The sequence below is a fragment of the Chitinibacter sp. FCG-7 genome (assembly GCF_040047665.1).
Lineage (GTDB): Bacteria > Pseudomonadota > Gammaproteobacteria > Burkholderiales > Chitinibacteraceae > Chitinibacter > Chitinibacter mangrovi.
In genome coordinates, this window is sequence record NZ_CP157355.1 from 2,173,574 (window position 1) to 2,185,882 (window position 12,309).

The 12,309-nt window shown below is 54.7% G+C and carries 11 protein-coding genes; 7 read left to right on the plus strand and 4 right to left on the minus strand.

Annotated elements, in window-relative coordinates; all coding sequences use genetic code 11:
* Nucleotides 1–86: 86 nt before the first annotated feature.
* The 3 genes from gspE to ABHF33_RS10345 all read right to left on the minus strand — a co-directional run bounded on the left by gspE (nucleotide 87) and on the right by ABHF33_RS10345 (nucleotide 4,488).
* Nucleotides 87–1,556, minus strand: coding sequence for a type II secretion system ATPase GspE (gene gspE / locus ABHF33_RS10335; protein WP_348943891.1), 1,470 nt, complete (start codon nucleotides 1,554–1,556; stop codon nucleotides 87–89).
* Between the two features lie 2 nt (nucleotides 1,557–1,558).
* Nucleotides 1,559–3,589 (minus strand): type II secretion system secretin GspD, encoded by a 2,031-nt coding sequence (gspD, locus tag ABHF33_RS10340; protein WP_348943892.1) that lies wholly within the window; start codon nucleotides 3,587–3,589, stop codon nucleotides 1,559–1,561.
* Nucleotides 3,590–3,672: 83 nt separating this feature from the next.
* Complete coding sequence (locus ABHF33_RS10345; protein WP_348943893.1) at nucleotides 3,673–4,488, minus strand: type II secretion system protein N; 816 nt, start codon at nucleotides 4,486–4,488, stop codon at nucleotides 3,673–3,675.
* 235 nt (nucleotides 4,489–4,723) lie between these two features.
* Here ABHF33_RS10345 and gspF point away from each other — a divergent pair, with 235 nt between their 5' ends.
* The 7 genes from gspF to gspK all read left to right on the plus strand — a co-directional run bounded on the left by gspF (nucleotide 4,724) and on the right by gspK (nucleotide 9,797).
* Nucleotides 4,724–5,926 carry a type II secretion system inner membrane protein GspF gene (gspF, locus tag ABHF33_RS10350; protein WP_348943894.1) on the plus strand — a complete coding sequence of 401 codons (1,203 nt, stop codon included), beginning with the start codon at nucleotides 4,724–4,726 and terminating at the stop codon, nucleotides 5,924–5,926.
* Nucleotides 5,927–6,031: 105 nt separating this feature from the next.
* Nucleotides 6,032–6,532 (plus strand): GNAT family N-acetyltransferase, encoded by a 501-nt coding sequence (locus ABHF33_RS10355; protein WP_348943895.1) that lies wholly within the window; start codon nucleotides 6,032–6,034, stop codon nucleotides 6,530–6,532.
* Nucleotides 6,533–6,593: 61 nt separating this feature from the next.
* Nucleotides 6,594–7,010: a type II secretion system major pseudopilin GspG gene (gspG, locus tag ABHF33_RS10360; protein ID WP_348943896.1), complete on the plus strand. Its 417-nt coding sequence runs from the start codon at nucleotides 6,594–6,596 to the stop codon at nucleotides 7,008–7,010.
* Nucleotides 7,011–7,419: 409 nt separating this feature from the next.
* The gene (gene gspH, locus ABHF33_RS10365) at nucleotides 7,420–7,929 is read left to right on the plus strand and encodes a type II secretion system minor pseudopilin GspH (RefSeq protein ID WP_348943897.1); all 510 of its coding nucleotides are present in this window, start codon (nucleotides 7,420–7,422) and stop codon (nucleotides 7,927–7,929) included.
* Nucleotides 7,926–8,294 (plus strand): type II secretion system minor pseudopilin GspI, encoded by a 369-nt coding sequence (gene gspI / locus ABHF33_RS10370; RefSeq protein ID WP_348943898.1) that lies wholly within the window; start codon nucleotides 7,926–7,928, stop codon nucleotides 8,292–8,294. Before gspH ends, gspI begins: the two co-directional genes overlap by 4 nt.
* Before the next feature lie 4 nt (nucleotides 8,295–8,298).
* Entirely contained in the window at nucleotides 8,299–8,907 is a 609-nt protein-coding gene (gene gspJ, locus ABHF33_RS10375; RefSeq protein ID WP_348943899.1) for a type II secretion system minor pseudopilin GspJ, read from the plus strand.
* Entirely contained in the window at nucleotides 8,904–9,797 is an 894-nt protein-coding gene (gene gspK, locus ABHF33_RS10380; protein WP_348943900.1) for a type II secretion system minor pseudopilin GspK, read from the plus strand. The genes gspJ and gspK overlap by 4 nt, the downstream gene beginning before the upstream one ends.
* 130 nt (nucleotides 9,798–9,927) lie before the next feature.
* Here the strand turns inward: gspK and ABHF33_RS10385 are convergent, their stop codons facing one another.
* The gene (locus tag ABHF33_RS10385; RefSeq protein ID WP_348943901.1) at nucleotides 9,928–12,174 is read right to left on the minus strand and encodes an alkaline phosphatase D family protein; all 2,247 of its coding nucleotides are present in this window, start codon (nucleotides 12,172–12,174) and stop codon (nucleotides 9,928–9,930) included.
* Nucleotides 12,175–12,309: the final 135 nt, after the last annotated feature.

Below are 12,309 nucleotides of genomic sequence, written 5' to 3' on the forward strand. Positions count from 1 at the left end.
TGGCTAATCCCCTAACTCAATCTGATCGAAAATAATCATTAAAGGCCACCAATCCTTGCATTGGTGGCCTTTTCTACTTGGATTATTTATCCGCGCGTAATTCTCAGCATCTCTTCCACACTCGTTACCCCGTCCAACACTCGTAATGCGGCGTCTTTGCGCAGGCTGTGCATGCCCAGTGTTTCGGCGTGGGCGCGGATGTCTTGCTCGTTGGCTGAGTTGTGGATTTGCCCTCGCATGGCTTCATCGACAATCAGCAATTCATGAATGCCGGTACGGCCACGGTAGCCGGTATGGGCGCAGGCGGGGCAGCCTACGGGGCGGTAGAGGGTAATACTCTGCTTGGTATCGGTCTCTAGCTCTTTTAGCTCATCCTCTGTAGCGATATACCCCTGCTTGCAGCTTGGGCAGAGCGTGCGTACTAAACGCTGCGCCAGTACGCCGATGGTCGACGAGGCGAGCAGGAAGGGCTCGATGCCCATATCAACTAGTCGCGTGATCGCGCTGCTGGCATCGTTGGTATGCAAAGTGGCGAGGACCAAATGGCCGGTCAGAGAGGCCTGAACCGCAATTTGCGCGGTTTCCAGATCGCGAATCTCACCGATCATAATCACATCGGGGTCTTGGCGCAGGATGGCGCGCAAGGCGCGGGCGAAGCTCATGTCGATGCGCGGGTTGACCTGCGTTTGGCCGATGCCATCGAGGTCATACTCGATCGGGTCTTCCACCGTCATGATATTGCTGTTTTTGGCATCCATGCTGCCCAGCGCGGCGTACAGTGTGGTGGTTTTACCTGAGCCGGTGGGGCCGGTCACCAGCACAATGCCATGCGGCGCGGCGAGCAGGGTGTTGAGCTCATTGAGCGTTTTTTCGCCCATCCCCAGCTTGGCTAGCTGCAGGCGGCCAGCCGATTTATCGAGTAGACGCAATACCGCGCGCTCACCGTGGCCAGTGGGTAGGGTCGAAACCCGTACGTCGACTGGGCGGCCGGCGATGCGCAGATTGATACGGCCATCTTGCGGCAGGCGTTTTTCGGCTATGTCGAGGCCGGCCATGACTTTAATCCGCGACACCAGCGCGGCATGCAGCGCGCGATTGGGCTCGATCACATCCCGCAGCGTGCCATCGACGCGATAGCGCACCACCGAGCGGGTTTCAAACGGCTCGATATGTACGTCGGAGGCGTTTTCGCGCAGCGCTTCAGTGAAAATGGCGTTGATCAGCTTGATGACCGGTGATGATTCTTCGGCCTCCATCAAATCAGACACTTCGGGCATATCCTGAATCAGCCGCGCCAGATCAGCCGATTCTTCAATATCGTCAACCAGATTGGCCGCGCCGCCTTGGTTTGAGCCAAAGCGCTGGTTGAGCAGGGCGTCAAATTCAGCCGCGCTGACGCTGTGCAATTTGCTATCGCTCAATTGGCGACGCACTTCGCCCACCGCGGCAAAATGCCCGCCTGCTCGCAGATAAACCGGTGTGACGCCGTGCTGGGGTTCGCCGTCCAGTACGCCAAATTCACGCGCATAGCTATAGGATACGATGCTCTGGCTCATGATTATTTCTGTACGATAGGTTGGGTATTGCTTTGTAGGGTAGAGCCAGCCTTGTTTTCAGGCGGATACATCGATGTTCCGGTGCTGGGTAATTGCGTCGGCAGCTGTATTTTCGGCATATCCTGCAAGAACCAGTGTTCACCCACTTTGTAATCACCCTGTTGCTCGCGTAAATACTGATAGCGATCATTGGATAGGCTGAAATTGGACGATGTATCCTTGATCAGCACCGGGCGCAGGAAAATCATCAGATTCACTTTCTGGTAGCTGCGGTTTTCGTATTTGAATAGCTCGCCAATGAATGGCAGATCGCCCAGCCCAGGCACCTGATTGCCCGTGTTGGATAAACGATCTTCAATCAGCCCACCCAATACCACGATTTGCCCATCATCGACCAGCACTTTGGTTTCAATTGTCCGCACTTTGGTGGCCAGACCTGCGCCATTGGTGTTGACCGAGTTATCAATGCCCGATACTTCCTGATAGACATTCAGCGTGATAATTCCGCCCTCGGAGACCTGCGGGCGAACACGCAGCTTGATCCCGACGTCTTTACGCTCCACCGTGATAAACGGATTGGGGTTGCCGCCAGTTGGCTGCTGCGAGCCGGTGATAATCGGGATATTCTGGCCAATGGTGATTTTGGCTTCTTCATTATCCAGCATCAGCAGATTGGGCGTGGACAGCACATTACCATTGCCACTACTCTGCAATGCCGAGGCAATCATGCCCAGCGAAGCGGTGCCTTTGGTCGGGTCGCCATTAAACAGGCCGAAAGTGGCACCGATTGGAATAGCCGCCGCATTTTTATTGACGATGGCCGAGGCAATATTGCCCAACGTATTGCTGCCTGTTGCCAGATTGGACACCATGCCGCCGCCAATCTTGTCATTGCCGCCACCGACGATCCACTGGAAACCAAATTCGGAGAGTTTCGAGAGGTTGACCTCGGCAATCATGGCTTCGACATAAATCTGGCTGCGGCGCACATCCAGTTTATCGATCACCGCGCGCAGATTGTTATAGATATTTTGCGGCGCGGTGATGATCAGCGAGTTGGTGACGCTATCGGCCTGTACACGTACCGTGGCTCCTGCTACTTGTACCGTGGTCGAGCTGTTGCCGGTTGGCGATGATGAATTATTAAAGCTGCTTTGCTGCGTGGTGTTTGAGTTGCCCGTCGAATTATTCGTATTACCCGAGCTTGCCGTGCTGCTGTCTTCCTGGCCGGTGAGCAGACCTTTGAGTGTGCTGGCCAGCTTGGTGGCTTCGGCATTGCGCAGATAAATCACATTGATGCTGCTGTCGTTGGTGGCCGCTTCGTCCAGTTGTGCCACCAGCGCACGCAATTGCGAAGTTTGCGCGGCATTGAGCGCGCGGATCATCAGCCGGTTGCCGCGTGGATCGGGTACAACAATCGAGCGGCGAATGCCATCAGGTGCAGGGAGGGCGCTGGCACCGTTCTGCACGCTCACTTCGGGCATCAGACGGGCAATATTCTGCGCGACATCCAGTGCCGAGGCGTGTTCGAGTTTCAGCGTAAAAATCTCGCTGTTTTTCGGCTGGTCGATATTGTCGATAATGCGGGCCAGACGGCGCACATTGTCGGCGTAGTCGGTAATCACAATGGTGTTGCTGGTGCCGGATTGGTAGGCGCTGATCAGGCTATTGGGCGTGGCGAGCGGGCGCAGCATGGTGGCCATCTGATTGGCGCTTTCATTATTCAGATTAAAAATCTGCGTAATGATTTGCTCACCGCTGGCGTTTTCTCCGCGCACCAGTGTTTTGTTGCTCAGCGATTTGCTATCGGCTTCAAGCTGGATTTTCACTGCGCCATTGCTTTGCACGGTAGAAAAACCGGCTTGGCGCAGCGCCGATTGCAAAATCGGGTATACCAGCTCTTTGCTCACGGGCTGCGTCGACACAATATTGATCGTGCCTTTGACGCGCGGGTCGAGAATGAAGTTTTTGCCGGTAATCAGGCTGATGGCTTTGACCGTGGTTTCAATGTCGGAATTCACAAAATTAAGCATCACTCTATCATCTGCAGCGGCCGCATTGGCGCTGCAAAGGAGGGTGCTAAGAAGTGAGCTGATCAGGGCTTGCTTGATGATTTTCATGGATTCACGGTGTAGCTGAGGGTTTGCTGTTGATCTTGGCGCATAATCTGCACCGATAATTGATTCTGCTGGCTAAAGGCCGCGTACAGCAGCGAGATGTCGTCCAGCTTATTCAGTGGTCGGCCATTCACTGCCTTGATCACATCGCCATCGCGAAGCTGTAGTACTTGTGCGAGCTGCTGCTCGCTGGCGCGCTCGATGCTGATACCGCCTGCTGCGCTGGTGCCCAGACCTTTGCTCCAGTTGGCCAGATTGCCACCTTGCAAAACGCCGGTAAGCTGGCCGCGCGTTAGGCCAATGGCCGTCGAGCTGCTATTGGCGGTGTTGGCGTTGTTCTGGGGTATTGCCGCAGAAGCATTGGTAGGGTTGGCATTTGGACTGATACCCTGTGGGTTAAGGTAGATTTTTCTTTGCTGGCCATTGAGTTCAAGCACGATATGGTCATGGTAGGCCGCAAGCAGCTTGCCATATGAACCCACCTCGCCACCGAGTTTGACCGCCACGGCGCTGGCTTCTACCCCATCAATAATCGCCACCCCATTACGGCCTGAAATCAGCGCCCGCAGGCTTAGATTGTTGCTTTCAGCGGCCACAGCATCAGTTGCGGCCTGACTGAACAAGCGGCTGACGCTTTCTGGATCGATCTGCTTCTGGCTGGGTGCTGCCTGAGGTAGGCGCAGCGTGCGACCATGCTGCCCTGGTGCTAATAATTGCCAAGTAACACCAGTCAGCAGCCACATCAGTAGCAGTACCAGCAGGCTTTGGCCAAGGCGCGGGAGCGATTGGCGCGGGAGTTTGGGTATGAAAAGCATATTTCTCGATCATCGCCACAGGCGAGGCAGAGCAAGGTTAGAAAGCAAAGAATGGGCTGGGCTGTGATTATTTATGAATTACGCTGTCGCATCCTGTCATATCAAAATGATTTTGCCATAGAATGTGGGCATTGAAGCACAGTTAGATGACTTCAATGTGGCGATGTACGACAAATTGAAATTATTTTGACCTCATAATGTCATTTTCCAGCTTTTTAACGCGATCTTAAAACCTGTGACTGCCTTTCGTTATCAAGCTATCTCCGCCGCTGGTGGCAAACCCCAAGCTGGTCAGATCGACGCCGAATCACTGCGGCACGCGCGCAGTCTGCTACGCGAGCAAGGCTGGCATGTACTGCAAATTGCCGCGGCCAGCGCAGAAACCCAGCTCGCGCAACGCTTGCGGCTATCAGGCCAGCAGCTGGCCACACTCACCCGGCAATTTTCGGCGCTGCTCGATGCTGGTCTAACCATCGATGAATTACTGGTGGTGCTGGCCGAGCAAGCCGATCAGCCCAAAGCGCAGCAAATTTTGGTTGGGCTACGTCAGGACGTAATGGCGGGCATGCCGCTGTCGCACGCGATGGACCAATTTCCGCGCGTGTTTCCACTGCTGTATTGCACCTTGGTTAAAGCCGGTGAAGAATCGGGCAAGCTCGCTGGCGTGATGCAGCGGCTGGCCGACTATCTGGAAGCGCGCGGCGAGCTCAATAGCAAAATCGCGCTGGCGTTTATTTACCCAGCGGTGGTGATGCTGGTGTCGGCCTTGGTGATTTTGGGCATGCTGACCTGGGTCGTGCCACAAATGGTGCAGGTGTTTGAATCGGCCAAACAGACGTTGCCACTATTGACCCGCGCACTGCTGTGGACTAGCGCGGCAATCAGCTCGGCAGGCATCTGGGTGGCGCTGGCTTTGGCGGTGGCGGGCGTGGCCGCGTATTACGCCTTGCAAAAGCCCGAGCTGAAATACCGCTTTCACGCCTGGCGGTTAACATGGCCGGTGCTGGGTTATCTGGATCGCATCGCCAATACGGCACGCTTTGCCAGCACCTTGGCGATTCTGGTTGGCAGCGGCGTGCCGCTGCTCAAATCGCTCGACGCCGCCGAAGGCGTGATGAGTAATCTGAAACTCCAAGCCGCCGTTGGCGAAGTGGCCGCGCAAGTGCGCGAAGGCGTGAGCCTCGCCCGCGCGATGAAATCAGCCAATGAATTTCCGCCATTATTATTGCATCTGGTCGCCAGCGGCGAAGCAACAGGCCGCCTCGCACATATGCTTGATCGCGCGGCGATTGAGCAGAGCAAAGAACTTGATCGTAAAGTCACCGCCTTTACCAGCCTGCTCGGCCCGGTGATGGTGCTGGTGATGGGCGCGGTGGTGATGATGATTGTGTTGGCGATTCTATTGCCGGTGTTTGAGATGAATCAGTTAGTGAAGTAGCGGCGCTGCGGCTATTGCCTGTAGGCTGAAATTAGATATTAACTCTCCTCAGGTGCGTTGCTGGGGCGCGATAGGGCAAGGCATAGATGGTTGAAGGTAGGTGAGATGGAAGAAATCGAAGTCAGACACAGCGTGATGGTCGACATGGAGGCCATTATTGCAGTGCATGCTGGCCCCAAAGCCTATGCCGGTACGCTCGACTTGCCTTATGGCAATCCGATGAAATGGCAAAAAATGCTGAGTGATTTGCCAGCCAATTCAACGAGTTTAGTGGCGATTCGTAATGGTCAAATCCTTGGTCATTTAATGATGGGCGTTGATATGAATATTCGACGTCGTCATATTGCGTGGTTTGGAATTTGGGTGCGTGATGATGCGCAAGGGCAGGGGGTGGGTAGCCGCATGCTCGCGGCGGCGATTGATTTGGCAGATAACTGGCAGAATATTCATCGCTTGGAAATCACGGTGTACACCGACAATGACGCTGCGATGGCTTTGTATCGCAAATTTGGTTTTGAAATTGAAGGCGAGGCTAAGGATTACGCTTTTCGGGATGGTCGTTATGTGAACGCTTATTACATGGCTAGAATTCGCCCGTCCTTATGATGTATTGCTTTGAATGTATTTTATAGATTGACTTGTGGGGCTATACCCCTGTGGAGTAAATATGAAGAAAAACCGTGGTTTTACGCTGATTGAGATTTTGGTGGTGGTGTCGATCTTGGCGATCTTGGGCGCGTTGATCGTGCCAAAAATTATGGATAGACCAAATGAAGCGCGAATTGTCGCGGCCAAGCAGGATGTGGCTGCGATTATGGCCGCGCTGAAATTGTATAAGCTCGACAATGGCCGCTACCCTACCACCGAGCAAGGTCTGAAAGCCTTGGTCGAAAAACCGCAAGCCGCGCCAGTACCGATGAACTGGAAATCCGGTGGCTATCTGGAGAAAGCCCCGAAAGATCCATGGGGTGCGGATTATGTGTATCTGAATCCGGGTGCGCATGGTGAGATTGATGTGCTCAGCTATGGTCCAGATGGGCAGGCGGGGGCGCCTGAAACGCAAATTGGCTCGTGGCAGCAATAAAACAGCGGCTGCGAGACTCGATCACTGCGTTAGAAAAGCACTCAAAATCCTCATGTACTGCAGTACATTCCGGTTTTTCGTGCTTTTCTGCCTTGTGCTCAAGCCTCTCGCTCGCTGTTTTCTTTGAGCGGAAAAAGAGCGATATGTGTCAGGTTGGGGCTTGAAGTCCCGTGTAGCGAAAACCGAGGTGAGGAGAGAGACAAACAGTATTATCGTTTGGAATCTTTTTTCGAAGGACGCGGCAAGGGCAACGCGGAGCGCTTTTCGCCCGGGTCGCCTTCTTTTGCTTCCTTTTTGCTACGCAGAAACTTCGTTTTCTTGGCGAAGCAAGAAAAGGGAGTGCCGCGGCGCATAGCCGCCAATCCAAGGCTCAATATTTGAAGCACGTTCTCGTGTCACAAGAGATATTTTGAAAAAAGCGCATCCACAATCCGGCTTCACCCTGCTCGAAATCCTCGTCGTCACGGCGATTATTTTGATTGCCACCAGCTTTGTGGCGTTCAAATTTAATCGTGGCAGCGGTGTGCCCGAAGCAGCGGAACGGCTGGCGCTGCAGTTTGAGGCCGCGCGGGATGAGGCCGTGGCCAAGGGGCGCTTGGTGGCGTGGACTAGCGATGGGGCGGCCTACCAGTTCTGGGTGCAAACCGAACGGCTGGAGTGGGAGCCGATCAATAATAATGATGCGCTGCGCAGCACCCGATTGGCTGACGAGGTGCGCATTAGTGCGCAAAGCGTCAATCAGCAGGCGCGACCATTGGGCGAGCGGATATTGTTTCCTAGCGATGGGGTGATTGAGCCGTTTGCGATTGAATTGCAGGGTGGCGAGCAAAAGCTGCGGGTGGTAGCCGATGTGATGGGGCGCTTTGCGCTCGATAGCGGTGTTGCTAGCGCGCCTGCCAAACAGCAGGTGGCACGATGAAGCGCGAACGCGGCTTTACTTTGGTCGAGGTTTTAGTTGCGCTAGCCGTATTGGGCGTCACTTTGGCGGCCGCTGCGCGTTTGGTGATCGGCAGTACCGATACGCTGATTGATTACCGCACACGCACTTTGGCCAGCTGGGTGGCGAGTAATCTGGTGAATCAAAATCTGGCAACGCGGGCTTTTCCGGATACCGGCTCAACGCAGGGCAAGGTCGAGCAAGGCGGCGAGCAGTTTATTTATCGGATGAATGTCAGCCCGACGCCCAATTACAGCTTCCGCCGCATCGAGCTGGCTGTGATGGCCGCCGATAAACCCGATTATGTGCTCTCGCTACAGGTCTTTTATGCATCCAGAGCAGAGTAATGCCATGCGGGCCAGGTCTGGATTGGCTTTTATAGCTATACCCCGTGGCAGTAAATTGCGAGGGTTTACGCTGCTCGAATTGCTGGTGGCGTTAGCGATTTTTGCGATCATGAGTTTGATCACCTATCGCGGTATTAGCATGGTGATTGATACGCGTAGCGCCGTGGTGAGCGAAACGCAATATTGGCGCGAGCTGACGCTGGCGTTTGAACGGTTGGAAAATGATCTCAGCCAAGTGGCGCCGCGCCCATGGCGCGATGAGCGCGGCGCGCTGCAGCCGCCGCTGCGCAGCGTGAGTAGTCTGCAAGTGCCGGTGGCGCTGGAGTTTATTCGTTTTGACGCCAATCGCGCCCCGCTGCATGGCGTGTACGAGTGTCGCGATCAGACATTGCAGCTCAAGCTGTACCCGCGCCCCGATTTAGCCGCTGGCGATGTGCCGGTGCCGTATGTACTGCTGAGCAATTTAAGCCAATGCGAGTTTGCGTTTATGGATAAAAGCAATCAATGGCTGCCGGGCTGGAATGATGCCACGACCCGGCCACGGGCGATTCGCGTGCGTTTGGCCGTGGCGCAGCGTGCGGGCAGCTATGAACGGGTGTTTTTAATTCCATGATCGCGATGCACAAAGGCCCATTGATTCGCCAAGCGGGCGTCGCCATTATTGCGGTGCTGATGGTGGCTGCCTTGGTGGCCTCAGTGGCGGGGCTGCTGATGTTGCGCCAGCAGCGCGCTTTGCAGCAGCTTGAAGTGCGCAAAGACACCGCCGAGGCGCGTGCCGCCACGTGGTCGGTATTGCAGCTGGTGCGCTTAACGTTGCGCGATGATGCGCGGCTGGCAGAGCCTGATCATTTGCTTAAACCGTGGGCGATCCCGATTCCGGAAATTCAAATCGAAAATGGTGCCTTAAGCGGGCGTCTGATTGAACTCAATGGCCGTTTCAATCTGAATAACCTCCTGACTGCTGAAGGCCGGATCGATCCCGCTGCGCTGACGGCCTATCGGCAGCTTTTGCTGAATCTGGCTCTGCCGGGGACTCTGGCGGATACCTTGCAAGTCGATTGGCTTAAGCGAGCCAGCCCGCAAGGTGCGCTGCCGCTGTTTCTGGATATTAGTGAACTGGCTGTAATTGATGGGTATAACGCCAGCGTCTTGCAAATTCTGGAGCCACATCTGGTGGCATTGCCGGGTGTCACGCCGATGAATATTAATTTTGTGAGTGCAGAAGTACTCGCTGCGTGGATGCCAAAGCTGGGGGTATCTGCTGCTGAGCAAGTATTATCAAGGCGTAGAAGTAAATACTTCTCAAATGTTGAGGAATTTATTGCGACTTTGCCCGAGCCTTTGCGTGCCGATGTACCAGTCAGCCGCTTGACAGTGAAAAGCACGTATTTCTGGACTGATTTGGGGGCGCGTTTTGGCGTGGTGTTTTTGCAGCATCGTGCTTTGCTGGATCGCTCGCAGGCCGATATGCCCAGCGTCCTGTGGATGAAGCGGGTTTACTAAGCGAGTTTGTTTTACGCTCAATTAAGTGCTGTTTCTGTGGAGTAGATAAAAGCCCCGGCTTCCGGCCGAAGGAGTGGCCGGAAGATTCGAGGCTGATGCTTTGCTGCAGTACTACTGAACGAATGCCGGGCTAGACGATTTTCACATCCACCACACCCGCTTTAACCTGCAAGCGGGTTTCTTTATTGAGCAGCTGTGATGGCATTTTGCCCTGCTCAAGCAGATTGATTTTGCGGAACGTGCAATCGAGTGCGCCTGGCGTGACCGTCACCACGGCATAGCCTTGCGCGTCGGTATCGGCATACCGCATCCATGGATTGTTGACGGGGGCATTGCCGCTGGCCTGATCGGCAAACGGGTTGAGCCAGCGTTGTACCTGCGCCGCCGGTACTTGCTCGGGCGTGATGCCCAGTTTGCTGGCGATTTGTTGCGCCACCAAACCATATAGCGTCATCGCGGGGATCGACTTTTTCTGCGCTGCCAAGCCGGCAATCAGTTTGGCAATGGTCTGACCCAGCTCGCCACCGAGTAAATCATTAAACGTATTTACTTCGGCTTTGCTCAAGTTGGCGCTGGCTTGCACTGCGGCTGCAGGCAATTTACCGGCCACAATGGCGGCGGTGACGGCGGCTTTGACCTGATTGCTATCGCTCAGATTGGCCACGCCTGCTTGCTGGGCAACCGCCATACTCAGCATTTGAATCGCAATTTGCTCGGCACCGGCCTTGCTGCTAAACACCAAAGCTTGCGCACTGGCCAGTAACGGGTCGCGCACTGCGTCGGCAAAATAGTGATAAAACGAATCGCTGCTGATGCCTGCCGTCACCAGATCTACCAGTGCGGGCGTATTCTGGCTGTAGTCGGCATGGGCTACACCAGCATAAAAGCTGTGAATATCGCCGGTAATCGCCACCACGTTATTGATTTTGTGATTGCGAATAAAGTTCAGCAAGTCGCTGCGCTCGGCATTAAAGCCATCCCATTGATCGGCGTTGAGGACAAAGTCTTGCTGCAGCTCTTTCGGTACGCCTGGCAAATTACGCGCATCCAGTCGCATTTTGAGCAAAGACACTTCATTGCCCCAGATTTTCCATTGAGCTGTGCTCGATTGTAATTTGGCTTTCCACCAGTCGCGCTGCGGTTTGCCCAAGATCGATACCAGCGCCAATTCATCACCAGCCGCTTTGCCGATAGTCATTTTCTGCGCTTCAGCACCGGCAAGGAGGGGGCTAGGCACCATATAACGGCTGCCGACCGATGAGCCGGCCGCCGCTTCTGGGATTACATGGTCGGCGCGGTATAGGCGCTCGTCGGTCATCACCAAGTGCAGTAATTTGCCAAATTGGAAGTCGCGATAGAGGCGTACGGTTTGAAAACCGGTGGCATTGGCGTCAAACGCAATATCGGCCGGCATAAATTCATACCAAGCCTGATTGGCCGAACGGCGGCGGGTGGTTTCGTGCTTGTTATCACCGCCGGTTTTGGCGTCATACGTACCATTGTCGTAAGTGCTGGCATCGCCCCAGCAATCGTCGGAAAACTCGTGATCATCCCAAATCGCAATCATTGCAAAACGCGCATGGACTTGCTGCAGGCGTGGATCGCTGCGGTATTGTTTGTATAGCGCACGGTAATCGGCCAGCGTGCTGGCGTAGCGGGCACCGCTATTGCCTTGTTTGAACGGGCCGTTGGGTAATTTGAGCGCCGGATGTGCCGCTTCAACTTGGCCGCTCTGGAAGCCTTCACCGATGGTTTCATAAATGTAGTCGCCCAGATGCACGATGAAGTCGAGCTCATCCTTGGCCAGTAGATCAAACGCACCCCAGTGATTGATGCTCCAGTCTTGGCAGGACAGAAACGCAAATTTGAGCTGCGCAATATCGGCGTTGGCCGCTGGTGCGGTTTTAAAGCGACCGATCATTGAGCGGGTATCGGCCGCGATAAATTGATACCCGTAGGTAGTATTGCTCTGCAGGCCAGATAGTTTGTGGCGTACCGAGTGATCCCATTCATGTATCGCATTCAGTGTCACGCTGGCAACGACCTTGCCAGTTAATGGTTGTGTGGTGCCGATCAGTGCGGCCGGATCACCCTCGGTCACGATCAAGGTGATGCTGCTATTCATGCTGGCATCGTGGCTATTGATCGGGTCAATGCCGGCAGGCAATACGCGCGTCCACAAAATAATGCTATCAGCACGCGGATCGCCCGAAGCGATACCTTGCGGAAATTGATAAGCTTTAGTTGATGGTGCTGGCGTGGTTTGTGCGCCTGGGTTGTTGGTCTCCGAGCCACCGCCGCAGGCGCTCAGTAGAATGGGGCTGGCTACGCTGGCGGTCATAAAGCCGGCCAGTCTAATAAATTGACGACGATCCATGGTTCTCTCCCTGAAAAGTGGCATCATCGCGGCTGCTTGTTACAAACGTTCGTTTGAAATTGGCTGCATAAAAGTGATAGCCAAATAAGGAGCAGGAAGGTGGTCGCTATGTCTTGAGATGGCGCAGCAAGGTAT

Excerpts from the sequence above, each read along its gene's own strand:
- ABHF33_RS10345 (WP_348943893.1), bottom strand. The coding sequence starts at position 4,488 with ATGCTTTTCATACCCAAACTCCCGCGCCAATCGCTCCCGCGCCTTGGC.
- gspG (WP_348943896.1), top strand. The coding sequence starts at position 6,594 with ATGAAGAAAAACCGTGGTTTTACGCTGATTGAGATTTTGGTGGTGGTG.
- gspI (WP_348943898.1), top strand. The coding sequence starts at position 7,926 with ATGAAGCGCGAACGCGGCTTTACTTTGGTCGAGGTTTTAGTTGCGCTA.
- gspK (WP_348943900.1), top strand. The coding sequence starts at position 8,904 with ATGATCGCGATGCACAAAGGCCCATTGATTCGCCAAGCGGGCGTCGCC.
- gspE (WP_348943891.1), bottom strand. The coding sequence starts at position 1,556 with ATGAGCCAGAGCATCGTATCCTATAGCTATGCGCGTGAATTTGGCGTA.
- gspJ (WP_348943899.1), top strand. The coding sequence starts at position 8,299 with ATGCGGGCCAGGTCTGGATTGGCTTTTATAGCTATACCCCGTGGCAGT.
- ABHF33_RS10385 (WP_348943901.1), bottom strand. The coding sequence starts at position 12,174 with ATGGATCGTCGTCAATTTATTAGACTGGCCGGCTTTATGACCGCCAGC.
- gspD (WP_348943892.1), bottom strand. The coding sequence starts at position 3,589 with ATGCTTAATTTTGTGAATTCCGACATTGAAACCACGGTCAAAGCCATC.
- ABHF33_RS10355 (WP_348943895.1), top strand. The coding sequence starts at position 6,032 with ATGGAAGAAATCGAAGTCAGACACAGCGTGATGGTCGACATGGAGGCC.